The following is a 19,462-nucleotide window of genomic DNA, read 5'->3' as shown; positions in this document are numbered from 1 at the left end:
GGCGGGTTGCACCTTCGGCGTGCGTAAACGCACTTTTCGGAGCGTCGTCCGAGTTCGGCCCTTTTGCCTGAGAGCTTCTGCGTTCCCCTTCGGCGCCGCGGTGAAAATTCCGCGGTCTCTCCCGAACTCATCATCCGATCGGTTGATTCATTTTGCTTTTTAAAGCTAACACATCAATCTGCTTTTGTCAAGAAAGAAATTTGTGCATCTCACTTTACGGCGAGATGCACAAATTTGACCGCTGTTTTCAGAACACAACGACGAGCAACATCTTGAACTGCTCCTGACCGTATACCGCGTGCGGATGGCGCGCGGGCATGACGATGCTCTCACCCTCGTGCAGGATGTGCTCGACGCCGTCGATCGTAATCCTGCCCACGCCGTCGAGGCAGGTGACCATCGCGTCGCCGCCGGATTCGTGGGTGCTGATCTCCTCACCCTTGTCAAACGAGAAGAGCGTGACGCTCACGTGCTCATTCTGCGCCAGCGTGCGGCTGACGACCTGACCGGACTGATAGGCGACCTGATCGCGCAGGGTCAGGACCTCTGCCTTGCTGATATTTTTCATACCGTCCATGATAATTTCCTCCTGTTGAAACGCGCGGCGTTTACCGCCGCGCGTGATATGACTTTCTTATCATGCCCTTTTTGCGGAAAAAGGCAACGATTATTTTGCTTTGTGCGCCAGCACGCAGTACCACTCGGTGTTTTCGATATCGAACGCGCCGAACTGCACGGGGAAGGCCTTGACCCGAATGTCCTGATAGCCGAGCTGCGTGAGCTTGTCGAGCAGTAATTTCTGCGGCACGGGGTGGTAGTGCTCCTCAAAACGCTCTTTTTGGAAGATTTTGTTATCGCGCTCGAAGGTGTAGACAAGATTGAAGACAATGGAGCCGTCGGATAAATGGTCCCAGACCTGCATGAGGTTTACGCGGTCGCCGTTTGGCAGAAAGGCGGGATTGTAACAGTAAAAACGCTTTTTCTGCCCCACGATACGGTCCCAGTTGCGAAGGTCGAAGTAGAGGTAGCCTCCGGACTCCACGAGCGCGTCCATCTGCTCCAAAACGCCGGTGATCTCGTTGTTTGTCACGTAGGCAAGCGAGTTGCCGGTGCTCATCACGCAGTCGAAGCTGCGGTCAAAATGAGACGTCAGGTCGCGGAAATCGCTCTGCCGCAGGTCGATGGCGATGCCACGCTCGTCCGCCTTTTTGCGGCAGTGCGCGAGCATGCTGTCGCTCAAATCGGAGCCGTACAGCGAGACGCCGAGCTGCCCGAGCGGCAGCGTGAGCGAGCCCGTCCCGATGCTCACATCGAGCGCCGAGCGAATAGGCATGCCGTCGAAAACGGTCTGCCAGTGGGAGAGGGTCTGTGCATCCTTTTTCGGAGAGTCGAAGAGGTCGTAGATGTCGGTGCGGTCGTAGACGCTGGCCATAGAGCATGCTCCTCCTGACAAAATATTGGATCGCGCCCCGCGCTCAGCGCTTTTTGCGCTGGGACGAGGACGGAATGTCCATTTCCGCGCGGTACTTGGCGACGGCGCGGCGGCTGACCTCGATGCCGAGAGCCGAGAGCGTCAGACGAAGCGCCTCGTCCGAGAGCGGCGCGGCCGGGTCCTCTGCGCGAATGAGGCTTTGCAGCCGCTGCTTGACCGCGTGGGACGAGACTGCCGCGTCGGGGCGGATCGCCGTGGTGAAAAAGCTGCGCACGGGGATGATCCTGCCCTGGAACTGAATGTATTTATTCTGCGCCGCACGGCTCACGGTGGAGGTGCTGACGCCCATTTTTTCGGAAAGCTGCTGCATCGTCACGGGCAGCAGTGCCTCGCCGCCACAGAAAAAGCCGTGCTGCTCGCGCCCGATGAGCGTGAGCATCTGTATGAGCGTGTCGCAGCGGGTGTGGACGCCCTTGATGAGGGCCTGTGCTTCGGAGAGCTTTTCTTTCACGTAGCGCTGGACCTCGGGGTCGTCGCTTGTGTTCATCAGCGCGGCGTATTCGGCGTTGACGGACAGGCGCGGCAGAATGCGCTCGTTGAGCTCGATGACGAGCTGGCCCTGCTGCACGGAAAATTCCGCGTCGGGGGCGACATAGGCGATCTGCTCGCTGCCGGCAAAGCTGCGCGAGGGGATCGGGTTGAGCGCGAGCACCTTGGAAGCGGCGGCCCTGGCTTCACCGACGCTGACGCCGAGCAGAACGGAAAGGCCGGAAAAGTTGCGCTTGCCGAGCATTTCTAAGCCGTCGCGCGCGATCTTCAGCGCCAGCGGGTCGAGCGAGCGGCCCTGCGCGAGCTGGAGCATCAGGCATTCCGACAGGTTCCGCGCGCCGACGCCCGGCGGGTCGAGCATCTGCACGGCGAAGAGCGCCTGCTCGAGCGAGAAGAGCGGGATGTCGAATTCGCGGGACAGCTCCTCAAGCGGGCAGTCAAGATAGCCGCGCTCGTCGAGGCAGTCGATCAAAAAGCGGCACAGGCGCAGAAGTTCGTCGTCGACGAGCTTCATCTGCCCGATCTGTTCGGTCAGGTTGTCGCGGAACGTCTTTTCCCGCGTCAGAAAGGCGGTAAAGTCCTGCACATCCTCCATACCGGAGGAGGTGACGCCGCGCCACGAGTCCGCCTCGCGCACCTCGAGCGGTTCACGCTCGGCGGGCGCGGCTTCGCTGGGAAGCTCAGTTTCGTAATAGGTGGGCGACTGCACGTCGAGCAGCGGGTTTGAGAGCGCGACTTCCTGCACGTATTCGGCGAGCTCCGGCGCGGAGAGCTGCAAACAGTCGAGCGACTGGCGCATCGCCTGCGTCAGCACGAGCTTTTGGCTCAGCGTTTGCCTCTGTTCAAGCTGCACGATAGATTCCCTCCCCCAATGATGCTCATTCAGTAAATTAAAGTATAGCAGTTTTCGCCTTTCTTCGCAACACACAGATGCGCGGGAATGGCCCCAAAAAAGCAAGGGGGCATTCAGATCGCGCAAAAAAGCAGGGCGGCCATATGGCCGTCCTGCTTGGTGCAAAGGGAATGTTGTGTTACGGCAGCGGGATCTCCTTGCTGTCGAAGAGCGTCTTGAGCTCGATCGAGGTGCGCGAGTCGCCGAACTTCTTGATGAGGGAGAGAAGCTGGTCGAGCTGCTGCGTGTCGCGCACGGCGAAGCGGAGCAGCGCGTTGAACTCACCCACCACGTGGTAGTGGCTGATGATGGTGCTCTGCGAGGCGCAGAAATCGCAGAATTTGTCGTACTTGTCCGGCTCGAGCGCAACGGAGATAAAGCCTGTGATGTTACAGTCGAGCTTCGTGCGGTCGATGTCGATGTGATAGCCGCGGATCACGCCGCTTTCCTCCATCCGGCGAATGCGTTCCGACACGGCGGGCGGCGTCAGCCCCACAAGGTCTCCCATGCGGCGCAGCGTGCAACGGCTGTCGTCCTGGAGGAGGTTGAGGATTTGGTAGTCAGTCCGATCCATCATGTTCTCCCTCTACCGTTCTCTCACACGATCTCGCCGCGCTTGATGACGGTTTTTGCAAGATTGCTGCCAACGCGGTAGCAGATGTAGTCGAGGTCGGGCGCGTCCCAGATGACAAGGTCGCCCAGCTTGCCCTCTTCGACAGAGCCGACCTTGTCGGCAAGGTCGATCGCCGCGGCACCGTTGAGCGTGACAGCCGTGAGGACCTCCTCCGGCGTCAGCTTGTACTTGAGGCAGCCGAGGTTGATGACAAACTGCATGTTCAGGCACGGGCAGGAGCCGGGGTTGAAGTCCGTCGCCATTGCAACGGGCACGCCAGCTTTGACCATGTCGCGCGCGGGCGCGAACACCGCGCCGAGGTTGAAACTCGTCGCGGGCAGCAGGCATGCGATGACGCCGCCCTTGGCCATGGAGGCAATGCCCTCCGGAGGGCAGACGATCAGGTGCTCAGCCGAGATCGCGCCGATCTCACCGGCGAGCTGGCTGCCGCCGATGGCCTCGATCTCGTCGGCGTGGATCTTGGGACGCAGGCCATACTTGAGACCCGCTTCGAGCACCTGACGGGACTCTTCGACGGTGAAGGTGTCGGCCTCGCAGAAGACGTCGCAGAACTTGGCGATGCCCTGCTCCTTGACCTTGGGCATCATCTCCTCGCACACAAGGCGGACGTACTCTTCGCGGTTGGACTTATATTCCGCGGGGACAAGGTGCGCGCCCATGAAGGTCGCGACGAGGTCCATGCGGTGGTGATCGTTGAGGTCCTTGATGACCTCGAGCGCCTTGAGCTCATGCTCGGTGGCAAGGCCGTAGCCGCTCTTGGCCTCGACCGTGGTGGTGCCGAAGCCCATCATCTCGTCGAGCGCCTTGGAGGCCTTGGCGGCGAGCTCCTGCTCGCTGGCCTGACGGGTGGCGTTCGTCGTGGACTGGATGCCGCCGCCCGCGTTCTGAATGTCGAGATAGCTTGCGCCGTGGAGCTTGAGACCCAGCTCGTTCTGGCGCCAGCCGCCGAAGATGAGGTGGGTGTGGGCGTCGACAAGGCCGGGGGTGACGAGGTGGCCCTCCGCGTCGACGACTTCCGCGCCCTCACAAGCGGGAACAGCGCTGGTGCCGACGGAAGCGATGACGCCGTCTTCGATGAGCACCCACGCATCCTTTAAGAATTTGATCTTGCCCTGCTCCTCGCCGCGATGGGCGGATTTACCCTCCGGCGTCGCCAGCAGGCCAATGTTTTTGACCAGTAACTTTTTCATAGTAAATGTTGTCCTTTCTCACTGTTGGAAAGAGCATTCTGTTCGATGGCTTGTCAAAAAAGCCTCGCAGAGTTTGCCGCCCGCAGGCGGCAAATAAATTGAGATCATCTTTCCGACGACATGTGCGTCGGAAAGATTCTTTGCGCTCCGCAAGTGTGCGAGCAAAGCGAGTGCGCGCAGCGGAGTGTATCCAGCTCAAAAAAGGGGCATATTTCTATGCCCCTTTTTTGAAGTAAATTTTAGTGCATGTATTCCTTCACGGCCTTCTCGCAGAGCTCTTCGTCCGCGACGTAAGGCATGGTGATGTGATCCTGACCCTCGTACATCTTGTTGTACTCGGCGACAGTGGTCATGGCGTTCTCGTTGCGCGCCCAGCTGCGGCGGGCAACGCCGACCATGGTATCCCAAGGCATGGACATGCGCAGGATGGTGTCGACACGCTCGGAGCCGTCGAGAACCATACCGAAGCCGCCGTTGATGGCGCGGCCGATGCCCGTACCACCGCCGTTGTGCAGGGCGATGTAGCTCATGCCGCGGGCAGCGTTACCAGCGTAGCACTGGGTCGCCATCTCGGCCATGATGTTGGAGCCGTCCTTGATGTTGGAGGTCTCACGGAAGGGCGCATCGGTACCACCGGTGTCGTGATGGTCACGGCCAAGGATGACGGGGCCGATCTCACCGTTGCGAACCATCTCGTTGAACTTGAGCGCGAGGTTCATACGGCCCATGGCATCCTGATAGAGGATACGGCACTGGGTGCCGACGACCAGCTTGTTCTTCTCGGCGTCGCGGACCCAGACATAGTTGTCGTAGTCCTGATAGCGGCGGTTGTGGGCCTTGATGTACTCGGCGGCAGCCATGTCGGTCTTGTGCAGATCCTCAGGGTTGCGGCTCAGGCAGCACCAACGGAACGGGCCGTAGCCGAAGTCGAACAGGCACGGACCCAGGATATCTTCGACGTAGGAGGGGAAGATGAAGCCGTCGAGGTCGTTCTCGCCGTTCTTGCAGATGCTCTTCACACCGGAGTCGTAAACAGCCTTGAGGAAGCTGTTGCCGTAGTCGAAGAAGTAGGTGCCGCGCTCGTGGAACTTGCAGATCATCTCATAGTGATGCTGCAGCGTCTTGTCGACGAGGACACGGAAGCCGTCGGGATCCTTGTCGAGCATTTCGGTGCGCTGCTCGAACGTGAGGCCCTGCGGGCAGTAGCCGCCGTCATAAGGCACGTGGCAGGAGGTCTGGTCGCTCATCAGGTCGACATGGACGTTGTTGTTGTACAGGTACTCGAGCAGGTCAACAATGTTGCCGCAATAGGCGACAGCGCAGGGCTTGCCTTCCTTCTGGTGGTCGAGAGCGATCTTGGTGGCCTCTTCGAGAGAGTCGGTGCGGTGGCTGACCCAGCCCTGGGTGTAACGGGTCTCGATACGGGAATCGTCGACCTCGGCGATGATGGAGGCAGCGCCGGCGATCTCAGCAGCCTTGCCCTGAGCGCCGCTCATGCCGCCAAGACCGGCGGAGACGAACAGACGGCCGGCAAGGTTCTGATCGTTGGGGATGCCGAGCTTCAGACGGCCGGCGTTGAGCAGCGTGTTGAACGTGCCGTGGACGATGCCCTGGGGGCCGATGTACATCCAGCCGCCGGCGGTCATCTGGCCGTAGTTGGCAACGCCGAGCGCGGCAGCGCGGTTGAAGTTCTCCTGGTCATCGAAGGTACCGACCATCAGGCCGTTGGAGATGATGACGCGCGGAGCCATCTTGTGGGAGTGGAAGAGGCCCAGAGGATGACCGGACATGACGACGAGGGTCTGCTCATCGGTCAACTGCTCGAGGTACTTCTTGATGAGGCGGTACTGCATCCAGTTCTGGCAGACCTGGCCGGTCTCACCGTAGGTGACGAGCTCGTAGGGATACAGAGCGATATCGAAGTCGAGGTTGTTGTCGATCATGACCTGAATGGCCTTGCCCTCGATGCACTTGCCCTTGTACTCGTCGATGGGCTTGCCGTAGAGCTTGCCCTCGGGACGGAAGCGGTAGCCGTAGATACGGCCGTGCTCTTCGAGCTCCTGCGCAAACTCCTTGGCCATCTGCTCATGATGGTCGGGGTGGATGTAACGCAGAGCGTTCTTGATGGCGAGCGCCTTATCGGCCTCGGTCAGGTGGGATTCGCGGCGGGGTGCGCGACGGTAGCCCTCTTCGAACTTCGGATACTCGGGAAGCTCGTAGTCCAGCTTGATCGTCATCGCATCGTCTGCAAGATTGATCATGGTGGGTTCCTCACTTTCATAAAAATATTTCTGTAAAAACCGATAAAAATGAAAACAGAATTCTCGCTTTTCTTTACAACTTGCATTATAACAAAGATGTGCTATAATGAAAAGTACTTAATTTATCTGCATACCATACCGCAAAAGTATGACATGGAGGACAAGCGATGAAGCTTAGACAGCTGGAATACTTCTGCGCGGTGGCGGAGGAGAAAAGCATCTCCGCCGCGGCGCGCGAGCTGCACGTGGCGCAGCCGCCGATCTCGCGCCAGATCGCGCAGCTCGAGGAAGAGCTCGGCGTGCAGCTCTTCCTGCGCGGCAGCAAGGGCATGTCCCTCACCGACGCGGGACAAAGCCTGTATCAGCAGACGCAGCAGATCTTTCAGGACATCCGCCGCGTGGAGGACAGCGTGCGCAGCGTGGGGACGGGCATGAGCGGGCGCATCAAGCTCGGCGTCATCTACTCGGCGATGTCGTACGCGTTACATTATATAAATGAATATCACAGCCGCTATCCGCAGGTGGAGCTCTTCATCCGTGTGGGCTCGCCGCAGGAGCTCATTGAATCGCTCAACCGCGGCGAGCTGCATGCGCTGTTCCTGCGCACCGCCGCGCGCGAGCCGAGCGGATTGCAGGAGCGCATTCTGGGCGAGGACGCACTCGAGCTCATCATGCGCGAGGACATGGATCCTGCGCCGGAGCTTTCCGAGGTGCCCATCGAGCGGCTCGAGGGTGTGCCGATGTGCCTGCTGCGCTCGGACGACCTGTGGAGCTACAACGACTTTTTGGTGCAGGAGTGCCAGCGCAGCGGCTTTACGCCGAATGTGACCTGCCACTGCTACGATACGCCCATGGCGATGCAGATGGTGCTCTCGGGCTTTGGTATCAGCTTTCTGCCAAAGTCCATCCTCAGCACGCATCCGGGCGCGCCTTTAAAGGCAAAGCCTGTGCGCGGTCTGCCGATCCGCTCGTATGCCGTTTTGGCATGGAACAGCGCGGTGCTCAGCGCCCCGTGTGTGCAGCGCTTCGTCGAGGAGAAGATGACTTAAAAAAATTAAGCCCGCACTGAAAAAAGAGAAAGAAAACCTGTTTACTCCCCCGATGGGCCGCGATATAATGGCGACGCTGAACAAAAATGGACGGGCGCGGCGCGCCTGTCTGAGCAAAATGACGATACAAAATAAATTGACGGAGGAAAACAACCATGGCAAAGTTGATCGAATGCATCCCCAATTTCAGCTGCTCCAAGGAAAAGGACGAGGCCACCTATAACGCCCTCGTCGAGACCGCGAAGAGCGTTCCCGGCTGCACCCTGTTTGACGCCCAGACCGACGGCAACCATAACCGCTGCGTCTTTACCCTCATCGGCTCTCCCGAGGCCATCGAGGAGGTCGCCTTCCAGCTGACGAAGGTCGCCACCGAGCGCATCGACATGAACAAGCATCACGGCGAGCACAAGCGCATGGGCGCTACCGACGTTATCCCCTTCGTTCCCCAGATGGACGTGACCGTTGAGGAAGCTGTCGAGATGTCCAAGCGCGTTGCCCAGCGCATTTGGGACGAGCTGAAGGTCCCCTCCTTCCTGTATGAGGACAGCGCCACCCGTCCCGAGCGCCGCAATCTCGCCACCTGCCGCAAGGGCGAGTTCGAGGGCATGCCCGAGAAGCTCCTGCAGCCCGACTGGGCTCCCGACTACGGCGAGCGCAAGATTCACCCCACCGCCGGCATCACCGCCATCGGCGCCCGTATGCCGCTGGTCGCGTTCAACTGCAACCTCGAGACCTCTGATGTTGAGATCGCCAAGAAGATCGCCAAGGTCATCCGCGGCTCTTCGGGCGGCTTCCGCAGCTGCAAGGCCATGGGCTTCATGCTCGAGGACCGCGGCATTGCTCAGGTCTCCATGAACATGGTCAACTACGAGGATACCCCGCTGTATGTCACCTATGAGATGATCAAGGCCCTCGCCGAGCGCTACGGCACCCGCGTCATCGAGAGCGAGATCGTCGGCCTGACCCCCGCCAAGGCTCTGATCGACTGCGCCGAGTTCTACCTCAAGGCCAAGGACTTCGACTGCAAGAAGCAGGTCATGGAGTATCACCTGATCGACATGGAATAAAATACTTCAAAAATGCGCTGAAAGCGCATTTTTGAGCGCAACCAGGAAAAGCGGCAAGCCGCTTTTCCTGGTTGGTTTACAGTCCGCTGCGTCGCACTCGCTTTCGCTCGCACGCTGGCGGACTGCAAAGTGTTTTTTCTGACGCGCATGTCGTCAGAAAAAACGATTAAAATCGTTTGCCGCCAGAGGGCGGCAACGGCTGCGACGCTTTTGGCTCGTGCGGGCGTTGGCTGCTCCAGGAGGGGCGGCTGACCGTAAAGGTGCGGCGATGCCCGCGCGGGACGAAAACGGCGCGAAATGATGAAAGGAAATATTCAACATGATGAAGTTAGCTGATATGACCGTTACCGGCTTTGCCGATACCGTTGCCTCCGATGCTCCCGCGCCGGGCGGCGGCTCCTGCGCCGCACTCTATGGCTCCATCGGCGCCGCGCTGACCGCGATGGTCGGCGGCCTCACTCAGGGCCGCAAGAAGTATGCCGAGTATGCCGAGCATGCTGCCGAGGTCGAGAAGAAGGGCAACGAGCTCAAGACCCGCCTGCTCGACGTTATGGACCGCGACACCGAGGCGTTCAACGTCGTCTCCGCCGCGTTCGGTATGCCCAAGGCGACCGACGAGGAGAAGGCTGCCCGCTCCGCCGCCATCCAGGAGGGCCTGAAGGGCTGCACCAAGACCCCGATGGAGATGATGGAGCTCATCGACGAGACCCTGACGCTTGCACAGTCCCTGCTGGGCCGCTTCAACGACACCTCCGCGAGCGACCTGGGCGTTGCGTTCCTGTCCCTCAAGGCCGGTATCCAGGGCGCATGGCTCAACGTGCTCATCAACGTCGGCTCCCTGAAGGATCAGAAGTTCGCTGCTGAGTACCGCGCCAAGGGCGAGGCCCTGCTCGCGCACGCTCTGCCCCTTGCCGACGAGTGCTACGCTGAGATCGTCAAGCTCATCGAGGGCTAAACGAAAAGATTCATCAAAAAATGGCTTCGGTGCGCGCACACCGAAGCCATTTGCAGTTTGCAAAGGAGTTGTATTTCCATGACCATCCAGCATTTAACGCCGAGTGACTACATTACGACCAAGTGGTCTGGCGGCCTGACGACCCAGCTCGGCATCGCGCCCGCGGGCGCGGTGTACGCAGACCGCGACTTTTTGTGGAGACTCAGCTCTGCGACCGTTGAGGACGCAGAGTCCGACTTTACGGCGCTGCCCGACTATGAGCGCCTCATTTCGACGCTTGAGGGCACGATCGAGCTCAACCACAACGGCGGCGAGAAGCTGACGCTGAACCCCTACGAGGTCCACCGCTTCGACGGCGGGGACAACACCCATTCCTGGGGCTGCTGCCGCGACTTCAACCTCATGCTCCGCAAGGGCAAGTGCGAGGGCAAGATGCGCGGCGAGCACCTTGCGGCGGGCGAGCACAAGACCGTCCACGGCTGCGAGGGCATGACGCTCATCTACTGCGGCGTGGGCGAGGTTCACGTCATCGTCGGCGACGAGAGCGTCGAGCTCAAGGCTGACGAGGCCGCGCGCCTCGACGGCTACGCGGGCGAGATCAAGCTCTGCTCCAAAACGGGCGCAAAGCTGATGCTCGCCAAGGCGAAAGAGATTTAAAAGAAGACTGAAAAAGGAGAGGCGAAAGCCTCTCCTTTTTCAGTCTTCAAAGTCGTTCGGGTCTTCGTCATTCTGCTTGCAAAAGCGGTCGAGCGCGACGAGGACGGCGGCTGCCGCGGCGATGACGGCAAGGACGCCGATGAGAATGGATACGCATTTTTTCATAGTGATTCCTCCTGTTGTGATAAAGTGTGGAATGGGTTACGGTTCGAGTGAGACGATATCATAGACCTGCTGCAAAAATTCCTTCTGACGGCTCGTGGTGCAGAGCATGAGGTTATTGCCGGTGGTGGAGAAAAGGTTCAGCTGGCCAAAAGAGCTTTGAAAATAAAGATAATCCTGCCCGTCGTTGAAGGAAAAGTCGGCGTCAAAGATCAAATTATTCTGCGGCATATCGCTCGTCTGCTCCCGCGGAAGGAGGTTTCGGAGCGAGTGGCGGAATTTCTGTTGTGAGAGAAGTGAAATCAGCGTTTCCGTGCGCTCCTCGCCGCGCAGCCATTCCGAGCTCTCCACGCTGCGGCCCGGTTCGTCGATGGAGACCGTAAGGTAGTCGGTGTATACCAGCTCACTTTGCGTGATGTCCAGCCCCAATATCGCCTCAAGCGTCATCGGCCGCGTGTAGATCAAAGCTGCGAGGACGAGAACAGCCAGAATACCGAGGGGGAGAAGCCGCTTTTTCTTCATGGGGAAACCTCCTCAAAAGTACTTCTACTCTATTAGACGCAGAAAATGCAAAAAAGTGTCACAATTTTGCAGATTTTTTCAATGAAGTATGGAACAGGCTACTACCATCAACATAACATGAAAGGCTGTGCTTTGCAAGTTTGCAGGCGCAGCCTTTCAGAAAATTTAAAAAGTGGGTCATCCCCGTCTGCGGCCGATCAGGCAGCAGAGGAGGAACGCCGCAAGGTCGCAGACAACGACCGTCGCGCCGACGGGGGTGGAGAGGAGATACGACCCCGTGAGCCCGAGGCAGAAGCACATGACCGAGAGCCCCGCGGCAAAGCACACGACCGAGCGGAAGCTCTTGAACACCCGCATCGCGGACAGTGCCGGGAAGATGATGAGGCTCGAGAGCAGCATCGCGCCCATCATGCGCATACCGAGCACGACGGTGAGCGCCGTTAGAACGGACAGGATCGTCTTGTACGTGCCGACGCGCACGCCCGTCGCGCGGGCAAAGGACTCGTCGAACGTGACGGAAAAGAGCTTGTGGTAGAAAAGAATATAGAGCGCGAGCACGCAGAGCGCGAGCGTGACGCTCAGGATGACGTCCGAGCGCGACATCGCGAGGATGCTGCCGAACATATAGCTGTCGACATCCGTGGTCATGCCGGTCGTGAGCGAGGTGACGATGACGCCGATGGCGAGCGCCGAGGCGGAGAACACCGCGATCATCGCGTCTGCGCTGACGCGGCTCTTTTCGGCGACGTGCATCAGGATGAACGCCGCGATGACGACGATGGGGATGGAAAACCACAGCGGCGCGAAGCCGCACGCCACCGCGACCGACAGCGCGCCGAACGACACGTGGCTCAGCCCGTCGCCGATCATGGAGTAGCGCTTCAAAACGAGCGGCACGCCGAGCAGCGACGCGCACAGCGAGACCAGAATGCCGACAACAAACGCGCGCACGATGAAAGGATAGGCGAACATCGAAAGAAGCAGCTTCATGCTCTGTCACCTCCAAACCGTTTTCCGGCGGGCGAAGACAAAAACTCGCTTACCGTGCCATAAAAGCAGCCCGCGCGGTCGATGCAGAGGATGTGCTTGGCCTCGCGCAGGGCGTTTTCAATGTCGTGCGTGACCATGATGATGGCCATGCCCTCGCGCTCGTTCAAATAGCGCAGCGTTTTGTAAAGGTCCTGCATGCTCGCGGGGTCAAGGCCCGTGACAGGCTCGTCGAGGATGAGCAGGTCATTTGCCGCGCACAGGGCGCGCGCAAGCAGCACGCGCTGCTGCTGCCCGCCCGAGAGCTCGCGGTAACACTTGTCCTTGAGTTCCAGCACGCCGAGCTTGCCGAGGTTCATCAGCGCTGTCGAGCGTTCCTCCGCCGTGTAGAAAAAGCGCGCGCGGCGGTTCGAAAAGCCCGAGAGCACGACCTCTGTGACCGTTGCGGGAAAGTCGCGCTGCGTGGGCGTCTGCTGGGGCAGATACCCGAGCCGCCCCTCGCGCTGGGCAGGGCAGTCGATCTTGCCCGCGAGAGGCGAGAGAAGCCCGAGGAGCGAGCGCAGCAGCGTCGATTTGCCGCTGCCGTTTTCGCCGACGATGCAGAGGTAGTCCCCCGCGCGGACGGTGAGGGTCAGGTGCTCCAGGAGCGGTTTGTGCTCGTAGCCGAGCGTGACGTCCTCACATGCGAGGACGATGGGCGATTCATTCATTCGTTGAGCCCCTTTCTGAGTGCTTCATAGTTGCGCTCCATGAGCGTGAGGTAGGTTTCGCCCGCGTCAAAATCCGCGCGCGAGACGGTCTGCATCGAATACAGGGTGTCGACCGCTGCGCCGGTGCACTCACTCACCACGGCAGCGACCTTTTTCGTGCCGAAGTCGATGGTGTAGACCACGGGGATATCCTCGTCCTCCACCTTGTCGATGAGGTACTTGATGGTGGCGAGCGACGGCTCGGTGTCGCCCGAGCAGCCGTGGAACGCTGCGCGGTAGTCCAAGCCGAATTCGCGGCAGAAGTAGAGCATCGGGAAGCGGTCGGCGAAGACGAGAAGTTTACGCGGCGCGGACGCGCAGAGGTCGGCAAAGCGCGCGTCGAGCGCTTCGATCTGCGCGCAGTAGCCATCACAGTTCGCGCGGTAGAAGTCCTCATTTGCGGGATCGGCCTTGCAGATCGCGTCGCAGACGGCACGGCAGAGGACAACGGCGTTTTTCGGCGACGTCCAGATGTGCTCGTCGTATTCGACCTCGTCGCTGTCGTGCTCATCTTCTTCATGATCGTGGTCATGGTCATCATGGTCATCGTGGCTGCCATGCTCATGGTCGTGGTCATGGCCGTCCGCGCCCTGCATGCCCTCGACATATTCCTCGTCGAGCGCGTCGACGTAGTCCATCATGCGGGCGATGACGGCGATATTTTCGCCTGCGGCGCCCAGCATACTGTCGACCCAGTATTCCCCCTCGCCGCCGTTGTAGAGGAAAACATCGGATTCGGAGATCGTGACGGCGTCGAGCGGCGTGGGCTCGAAACTGTGCGCCTCGCGCCCCGGTGAGAGCAGAAGCGTGACGTCCGCGCGGTCGCCGACGATGGCGCGGGCGAAGTCATAATAGGGGAAAAGCGTCGCGACGATCTGGATTTTGCCGTCGTCCGCCTTTTCCACAGGCACGGTGCAGGCGGTGAGGGAAAATGCCAGCGCGAGCGCCAAAAAAAAGGAAGCAATGCGTTTCATGCGCCCTCCTGACACTCGCGGCACAGGCCGTAGAACATCGTTTTGCGGGGATTGATGGAAAAGCCGTGCTCATGCTCCAAATGCTCGTAGAGCGGCGCGAGCTGGTGGCAGTCGAGGTGCACGATGCGCCCGCAACGCTCGCACTTAAAGAGGCAGCAGTCCGATGCGCAGCCGTGGGTGCAGAACTGATAGTACGCGCCCTCATCCGTCGTGACCTTGTGGACGCTGCCCTGCCGCTCGAGCTTTTCCAGCTGCCGGTACACCGTCGCGATGCCGATATGCTCGCCCTGTTCGCGCAGCGCGTCGACGATCGCCGCCGCGCTGACCGGCGAGTCCGCGCGCTCAGAAAGGCAGTCGAGCACTGCCTTTTGCTGTTTGGTCGTATAGGTCGCCATAGTGGCCTCCTGAATTTGAAAATGAAAATCAATTTCAAATTATAGCCGAAAATTTTCGCCTGTCAAGTATTTTGTGCAGGCAAATCTTGCCAATTTCCGCCCGTGGGCTGCATCCCCCAAAATAAAAGGAACCGTCCCATCGGGACGGTTCCTTTTATTTTGAGTTTGTTTTATTCGTAGATGGGGTACTTCTTGGTCAGGGCGACAACAGCCTCCTGAGCGGCGGTCTTGTTGCCTTCGAAGTCACGGGCGACCATACCCATGATGCGGGCGATCTCCTTCATGTCCTCTTCCTTCAGACCGCGGGTGGTGGCAGCGGGGGTGCCGACGCGGATACCGGAAGTGACGAACGGCTTCTCGGGGTCGTTGGGGATGGCGTTCTTGTTGACGGTGATGAAGCACTCGTCCAAGCGACGCTCGATCTCCTTACCGGTGATGTTGAAGTTACGGACGTCGACGAGCATGAGGTGGTTGTCGGTGCCGCCGGAGACCAGACGGAAGCCTTCAGCCTTCAGACCCTCGGCAAGAACGGCAGCGTTCTTGACGACCTGCTCACCGTAGGCCTTGAACTCGGGCTTGAGCGCCTCGCCGAAGCAGATGGCCTTGGCAGCGATGATGTGCTCGAGCGGGCCGCCCTGGGTGCCGGGGAACACGGCGGAGTCGATCTTCTTGGCCAGATTGATGGTCTCCATCTCGCCGGTTTCGATGTTCTTCTTGGTGATCTCGTTCTTGCACAGGATCATGCCGCCGCGGGGGCCGCGCAGGGTCTTGTGGGTGGTGGTGGTGACAACGTCGGCATAGGGCACGGGGCTCTCGTGAACGCCAGCGGCGACGAGACCGGCGATGTGGGCCATATCGACCATGAAGAAAGCGCCGACGGAATCAGCGATCTCACGGAACTTGGCGAAGTCGATCTTGCGGGGATAGGCGGAAGCGCCGGCAAGGATCATCTTGGGCTTGCACTCCTGCGCGATGCGGTAGACCTCGTCGTAGTCGATCATTTCGGTCTCATCGTTGAGGGAGTAGGGGACCTGATGGAAGTACTGGCCGGAGATGTTGACCGGGCTGCCGTGGGACAGGTGGCCGCCGTGGGCGAGGTTCATGCCCATGAAGGTGTCGCCGGGCTGGAGCATAGCCTTGAACGCAGCCAGATTGGCGGAAGCGCCGGAGTGGGGCTGGACGTTGGCATGCTCAGCGCCGAACAGCTTGCAGGCGCGCTGACGGGCGATCTCTTCGGTCTCGTCGACGCAGTAGCAACCGCCGTAGTAGCGCTTGCCGGGATAGCCCTCGGCGTACTTGTTGGTAAGGCACGTGCCCATAGCCATCATGACAGCCGGGGAGACGATGTTTTCGGAGGCGATCAGCTCGATGTTGCGCTGCTCGCGGTGATACTCCTTCTCAATAGTGGCGCCGACTTCGGGGTCATACTGGGACAGGAATTCCATGGTTTCTTTGATCATGGTGCGTGTTCCTCCTCTGATTTTTCAGTCGATTGATATATTACCGGCGGCTAAGCTGAAAAGTGCGAACTTATGCCGGTTCTCTCACACCTTAGAATAGCAAAAAAAGTAAGGCCCTGTCAAGGAAAAACGGGCCTTGGAGGGACTGAATTTATTAGGGAAAAGAGGAATATCACCTTAAAAACGTAAAAGTGTGCAAAAAGGGTCGAAAAGGGATTGACGCGTGTTGTGCAATCTGCTATGCTGTGCCTGCATGAAGTTTAAATTTTGAAGAGCTTTATGCATCGGCAGAGTAGGAAACCATGTGTTTACGCGAAGAGCGAATAGTGCCGTCGGGATGGGAAGTTGCCCGCGGACGAAAAACCCATGGTTTGCAGTATGGTTTCCGCATCCGCTTGCCACTCAGAAGAGAGTTTAAGTGAGGCCTCTCCTCCGCGTGGTTCCTGCCATCCGGAGGGAGAGGTGTTTTCTTTTTCACCGGATCAAGCCGTTCCGCGCGGCGCCGCAGCCGCGGGAAAATCTTTTGATGAAAAAGGAGGTCCTCACAATGTCCCTTCAGATCGAAGCGCTTTCCCCCATCATGTGGACGATCATCATCGCGGTCGCCCTCGTGCTCATCGCCGCAGTGGTCTTCACGTGGAAGTCCTCGGCCATGTCCACGCGCAAAATGGTCACCATCGCCATGCTGACCGCAGTTTACGTTGTGCTGAACTTTGCCGGTACGGTGCGCCTTGGCTGGATCAACATCTCCGTCGCGTCGCTGCCCGTCATCGTGGGCGCGATGCTCTACGGTCCGGTCGGCGGCCTGCTCGTCGGTCTTCTCGGCGCATTCATGGGTCAGCTTCTCACCTATGGCGTGACCGCGACCACGATCCTGTGGATCCTGCCGCAGGCAGCGCGCGGCCTGCTTGTCGGCGTGTATGCCAAGCACTGCGGCTATAAGTTCTCCAGCGGTCAGCTCACGCTTGCGCTGATCGGCACGGCGCTGGTCGTGACGGCGCTCAACACGGGAGCGATGTATATCGACAGCGTGATCTACAACTACTACAGCTACGCCTATGTTTTCGGCGGCCTGGTGGTGCGTATCATCTCCGGCGCGGCTACGGCGGTGCTGATGGTGTTCGTGGCTCCGCCGGTCGTGAATCTGCTGAACCGCTCGCTCGACACGGTGCGCACGGCGCAATAAAAAAATATTCAAAAAAGAGGGACGCAGTTGAAAACTGCGTCCCTCTTTTTTGAGAAAGATTGCACTCCGCGGCAGTGCACGCGCCATAGGCGCGCACGTTTGCGGAGTGAGAAGAGTTTTTCTGACGCGCATGTCGTCAGAAAAACGATTTTAATTTCTTTCGCGTCTGCGGACGCGAAAGTCTGCGACGCGTTTTATTGCCGCTCATTTTCGACCAGCGAGAGTAGAGTCTGCTCAAAGCCGTATTGGTCGCGGAGACGGCGGGACTCGGTGAGTTTTTTGGTGCCGCGGTGGCCGGTACGGTGACAGCGGAGCATCAGATTTTTGGGCGAGTGGGCGAAGTCGATGAACTCGATGACGTCGACGTCGTAGCCTTCGTCCTCCAGGACCGCTGCGCGGATGGCGTCGGTCAGCAGCGCCGAGAAGCGCTCCTGAAACAGCCCGTGGGAGAGCAGAATGTCGAAATCGCCGCCCTTTTGGATGGTCTTATTGACCTCGTGCTGGCAGCAGGGGACGGAGAAGATGTGCTCGACGCCGCGGGAGATGGCGTAGTGCAGGGCGTAGTCGGTCGCGACGTCGCAGGCATGGAGCGTGACAAGCATGTCAATGTGCTCGCTGTAGAGCACATCGCGCGTAACATCAGCCACGACGAAGTGAAGATCTGAATAGCCGTAGCGCGCGGCGACCTCATTACAGTGCTCGACGACATCCTCTTTTAAGTCATAGCCGATGATCTTGGCGCGCACGCCGCGCTTGACGGCGAAATAGTAGTACAGCACGAACGTGAGGTACGATTTGCCGCAGCCAAAGTCGAGAATGGTGATCTCGTCGCGGCCGTAGGCGCGGAACGCGTCGTCCACCAGCTCGATGAAGCGGTTGATCTGCTTATATTTGTCGTACTTTGCCTTGACGATCTTGAAGTCCGGCGTGAACACGCCGAGGTCGACGAGGGCGGGGATGTTCTCGCCCTCCTGCAAAATGTATTCCTTCTTGCGGTTGTGCGAGGCGGTCACGGCGGCGCGGGACGCGCCGGACTTGGCCGTGCACTTGTACGCGCCGTTCGTCTTGCGGACGTACTGGCGCGTCTCCGTTTCGGTGCAGAGTGTGACAGAGCGGAACAGACCGTCAAGCTCCTGCTCGAACGTTTCGAGCAGCGCGCCGCGCGACGTTGCGGTGCGCGACCTTCTGCCCCTGCTGGTATTCGAGCTGGAAAAAGGCCTTCCCGCGCAGCGTTAAGGGCCGCACGGTGACACGCGAGTGCCCGATGCGCGCGACCGGCTCGGCGAGGACGAGCTTGGTGAGCGTGTCGAGCCGTTCGGAGAGGTCGGAGACTACAATGCTCATGCGCCGAACCTCTCTTTGAGCGCAAGGTGCGCGGCGTACAGCTCGTTTTTGCTGTAGGTGTTGTTCTCGTCCTTGAGGAGCATTTTGATGGCGTCCTTGGCCGTGCAGTCACTGCGCACCATGCAGTCGACGAGCAGCGCCTCAGGCGAGGTGATGTGCTCGACCTCGCGCAGGCGGTAGTCATCGCAGACCTCGACAATGAGGGCATATTCGCCCTTTTCGTAGGTATCCTTCGCGATGAGCTGGTCCTTGACCTCCTGCGGCGTGCCGCGGAAGGTCATCTCGTGGAGCTTCGTCATGTCGTTGCAGAGGCAGAGACGAAGCTGCGCGCCCTCCTCGATGAAGAAGTCGATGACGCTCATGATGCGCTTGGGGGACTCGTAAAAGGCATAGGTCGCGGTGTCGCCCTTGCGCATCATCATGAGAACGCGGCGGCGGTCGGCCGTCTCGCGCGGGAAAAAGCCATAGAAGAGGAAGCTCGAGAGGTCAAAGCCCGAGATCGATAGCGCGTTGACCGCGGCGCAGCAGCCGGGCACGCCGACGACGCGAATGCCGTTTTCGACCGCGGCGCGGATGAGCTCGTTGCCGGGGTCGGAAATGCAGGGCGTGCCCGCGTCGGTGATGACGGCGATGTCCTTGCCGGAGGCAAGCTGTTCGATGAACCACTTCGCCTTGCCGTATTCGTTGAACTTGTGGTTGGCGCTCAGACTGTTGCCGCGGATGCCGAGCTTGTTGAGCAGCACCACGCTGCGGCGGGTGTCCTCGGCGGCGATGATGTCGGCGGTGGACAGGATTTCGCGTCCGCGCTCGGACATGTCGCGCGAGTTGCCGATGGGCGTTGCGACGATATAAAGGGTGCCGGTGGTCTTCTGCTCGTCCATAATATCCTCCAAAAAGCAAAAATTTCTCATTATGCTGACAGTATAGCCTATTTTCGCCCGCTTGGCAAGGCGGGAGAAGCGGCGGGATTTGCGATTGCTTTTTGCCGCGGGCACGG

21 protein-coding genes and 2 riboswitches are annotated in these 19,462 nt (G+C 59.6%); of the genes, 5 read left to right on the top strand and 16 right to left on the bottom strand.

The genetic code is table 11. The features are described 5' to 3' along the window. Window positions 1-45: 45 nt before the first annotated feature. Window positions 46-134: riboswitch (glycine riboswitch) on the bottom strand. A gap of 113 nt (window positions 135-247) precedes the next feature. The 6 genes from NI20_RS0107520 to NI20_RS0107495 all read right to left on the bottom strand — a co-directional run bounded on the left by NI20_RS0107520 (window position 248) and on the right by NI20_RS0107495 (window position 6,958). Next, window positions 248-577 (bottom strand): cupin domain-containing protein, encoded by a 330-nt coding sequence (locus NI20_RS0107520; protein WP_033120794.1) that lies wholly within the window; start codon window positions 575-577, stop codon window positions 248-250. A gap of 90 nt (window positions 578-667) precedes the next feature. Next, window positions 668-1,432, bottom strand: coding sequence for a class I SAM-dependent methyltransferase (locus NI20_RS0107515; RefSeq protein WP_033120793.1), 765 nt, complete (start codon window positions 1,430-1,432; stop codon window positions 668-670). Window positions 1,433-1,475: 43 nt separating this feature from the next. Further along, a complete protein-coding gene (gene rpoN, locus NI20_RS0107510; protein WP_033120792.1) occupies window positions 1,476-2,834 on the bottom strand; it encodes an RNA polymerase factor sigma-54 in 1,359 nt (452 codons plus the stop codon). 178 nt (window positions 2,835-3,012) lie between these two features. Next, window positions 3,013-3,450: an Lrp/AsnC family transcriptional regulator gene (locus NI20_RS0107505; protein ID WP_081958425.1), complete on the bottom strand. Its 438-nt coding sequence runs from the start codon at window positions 3,448-3,450 to the stop codon at window positions 3,013-3,015. Window positions 3,451-3,470: 20 nt separating this feature from the next. Further along, the gene (gene hutI / locus NI20_RS0107500) at window positions 3,471-4,697 is read right to left on the bottom strand and encodes an imidazolonepropionase (RefSeq protein ID WP_033120790.1); all 1,227 of its coding nucleotides are present in this window, start codon (window positions 4,695-4,697) and stop codon (window positions 3,471-3,473) included. 239 nt (window positions 4,698-4,936) lie between these two features. Further along, window positions 4,937-6,958, bottom strand: coding sequence for a urocanate hydratase (locus NI20_RS0107495; protein WP_033120789.1), 2,022 nt, complete (start codon window positions 6,956-6,958; stop codon window positions 4,937-4,939). A 167-nt stretch (window positions 6,959-7,125) separates the two neighbouring features. Here NI20_RS0107495 and NI20_RS0107490 point away from each other — a divergent pair, with 167 nt between their 5' ends. The 4 genes from NI20_RS0107490 (at window position 7,126) to NI20_RS0107475 (ending at window position 10,686) form a co-directional block, all read left to right on the top strand. Then, window positions 7,126-8,007 (top strand): LysR family transcriptional regulator, encoded by an 882-nt coding sequence (locus tag NI20_RS0107490; protein ID WP_033120788.1) that lies wholly within the window; start codon window positions 7,126-7,128, stop codon window positions 8,005-8,007. 155 nt (window positions 8,008-8,162) lie between these two features. Next, a complete protein-coding gene (gene ftcD, locus NI20_RS0107485) occupies window positions 8,163-9,074 on the top strand; it encodes a glutamate formimidoyltransferase (protein WP_033120787.1) in 912 nt (303 codons plus the stop codon). Between the two features lie 319 nt (window positions 9,075-9,393). Further along, window positions 9,394-10,029 (top strand): cyclodeaminase/cyclohydrolase family protein, encoded by a 636-nt coding sequence (locus tag NI20_RS0107480; protein WP_242842949.1) that lies wholly within the window; start codon window positions 9,394-9,396, stop codon window positions 10,027-10,029. Window positions 10,030-10,107: 78 nt separating this feature from the next. Next, entirely contained in the window at window positions 10,108-10,686 is a 579-nt protein-coding gene (locus NI20_RS0107475) for a HutD family protein (RefSeq protein WP_033120786.1), read from the top strand. Window positions 10,687-10,725: 39 nt separating this feature from the next. Here NI20_RS0107475 and NI20_RS15860 read toward each other — a convergent pair whose 3' ends face one another. The 7 genes from NI20_RS15860 to glyA all read right to left on the bottom strand — a co-directional run bounded on the left by NI20_RS15860 (window position 10,726) and on the right by glyA (window position 15,935). Then, the gene (locus tag NI20_RS15860; protein WP_255358013.1) at window positions 10,726-10,851 is read right to left on the bottom strand and encodes a hypothetical protein; all 126 of its coding nucleotides are present in this window, start codon (window positions 10,849-10,851) and stop codon (window positions 10,726-10,728) included. A 36-nt stretch (window positions 10,852-10,887) separates the two neighbouring features. Further along, entirely contained in the window at window positions 10,888-11,370 is a 483-nt protein-coding gene (locus NI20_RS0107470) for a hypothetical protein (protein WP_033120785.1), read from the bottom strand. Window positions 11,371-11,547: 177 nt separating this feature from the next. Beyond that, window positions 11,548-12,360: a metal ABC transporter permease gene (locus tag NI20_RS0107465; RefSeq protein WP_033120784.1), complete on the bottom strand. Its 813-nt coding sequence runs from the start codon at window positions 12,358-12,360 to the stop codon at window positions 11,548-11,550. Further along, window positions 12,357-13,067, bottom strand: coding sequence for a metal ABC transporter ATP-binding protein (locus NI20_RS0107460; RefSeq protein WP_033120783.1), 711 nt, complete (start codon window positions 13,065-13,067; stop codon window positions 12,357-12,359). The genes NI20_RS0107465 and NI20_RS0107460 overlap by 4 nt, the downstream gene beginning before the upstream one ends. Beyond that, window positions 13,064-14,080 (bottom strand): metal ABC transporter substrate-binding protein, encoded by a 1,017-nt coding sequence (locus NI20_RS0107455; protein ID WP_033120782.1) that lies wholly within the window; start codon window positions 14,078-14,080, stop codon window positions 13,064-13,066. The genes NI20_RS0107460 and NI20_RS0107455 overlap by 4 nt, the downstream gene beginning before the upstream one ends. After that, window positions 14,077-14,475: a Fur family transcriptional regulator gene (locus NI20_RS0107450; protein ID WP_033120781.1), complete on the bottom strand. Its 399-nt coding sequence runs from the start codon at window positions 14,473-14,475 to the stop codon at window positions 14,077-14,079. Before NI20_RS0107450 ends, NI20_RS0107455 begins: the two co-directional genes overlap by 4 nt. A 170-nt stretch (window positions 14,476-14,645) precedes the next feature. Further along, window positions 14,646-15,935 (bottom strand): serine hydroxymethyltransferase, encoded by a 1,290-nt coding sequence (glyA, locus tag NI20_RS0107445; protein ID WP_033120780.1) that lies wholly within the window; start codon window positions 15,933-15,935, stop codon window positions 14,646-14,648. 286 nt (window positions 15,936-16,221) lie between these two features. Further along, window positions 16,222-16,335: riboswitch (THF riboswitch) on the top strand. Between the two features lie 147 nt (window positions 16,336-16,482). Here glyA and NI20_RS0107440 point away from each other — a divergent pair. Then, entirely contained in the window at window positions 16,483-17,121 is a 639-nt protein-coding gene (locus NI20_RS0107440; protein WP_033120779.1) for an ECF transporter S component, read from the top strand. Window positions 17,122-17,315: 194 nt separating this feature from the next. On the opposite strand, the gene NI20_RS0107435 is transcribed toward NI20_RS0107440, so the two are convergent. The 3 genes from NI20_RS0107435 to rsmI all read right to left on the bottom strand — a co-directional run bounded on the left by NI20_RS0107435 (window position 17,316) and on the right by rsmI (window position 19,346). Beyond that, entirely contained in the window at window positions 17,316-18,134 is an 819-nt protein-coding gene (locus NI20_RS0107435; protein ID WP_052084511.1) for an SAM-dependent methyltransferase, read from the bottom strand. Between the two features lie 112 nt (window positions 18,135-18,246). Beyond that, complete coding sequence (locus NI20_RS0107430; protein WP_033120778.1) at window positions 18,247-18,465, bottom strand: hypothetical protein; 219 nt, start codon at window positions 18,463-18,465, stop codon at window positions 18,247-18,249. Continuing rightward, window positions 18,462-19,346, bottom strand: a complete 885-nt coding sequence (gene rsmI, locus NI20_RS0107425; protein WP_033120777.1) for a 16S rRNA (cytidine(1402)-2'-O)-methyltransferase — start codon at window positions 19,344-19,346, stop codon at window positions 18,462-18,464. Before rsmI ends, NI20_RS0107430 begins: the two co-directional genes overlap by 4 nt. Window positions 19,347-19,462: the final 116 nt, after the last annotated feature.

The organism is Oscillibacter sp. ER4, assembly GCF_000765235.1.
GTDB classification, from domain to species: domain Bacteria; phylum Bacillota; class Clostridia; order Oscillospirales; family Oscillospiraceae; genus Hominicoprocola; species Hominicoprocola fusiformis.
Note: the sequence above shows the minus strand (reverse complement) of the source record. Positions and strands in the feature narration are given on the sequence as shown.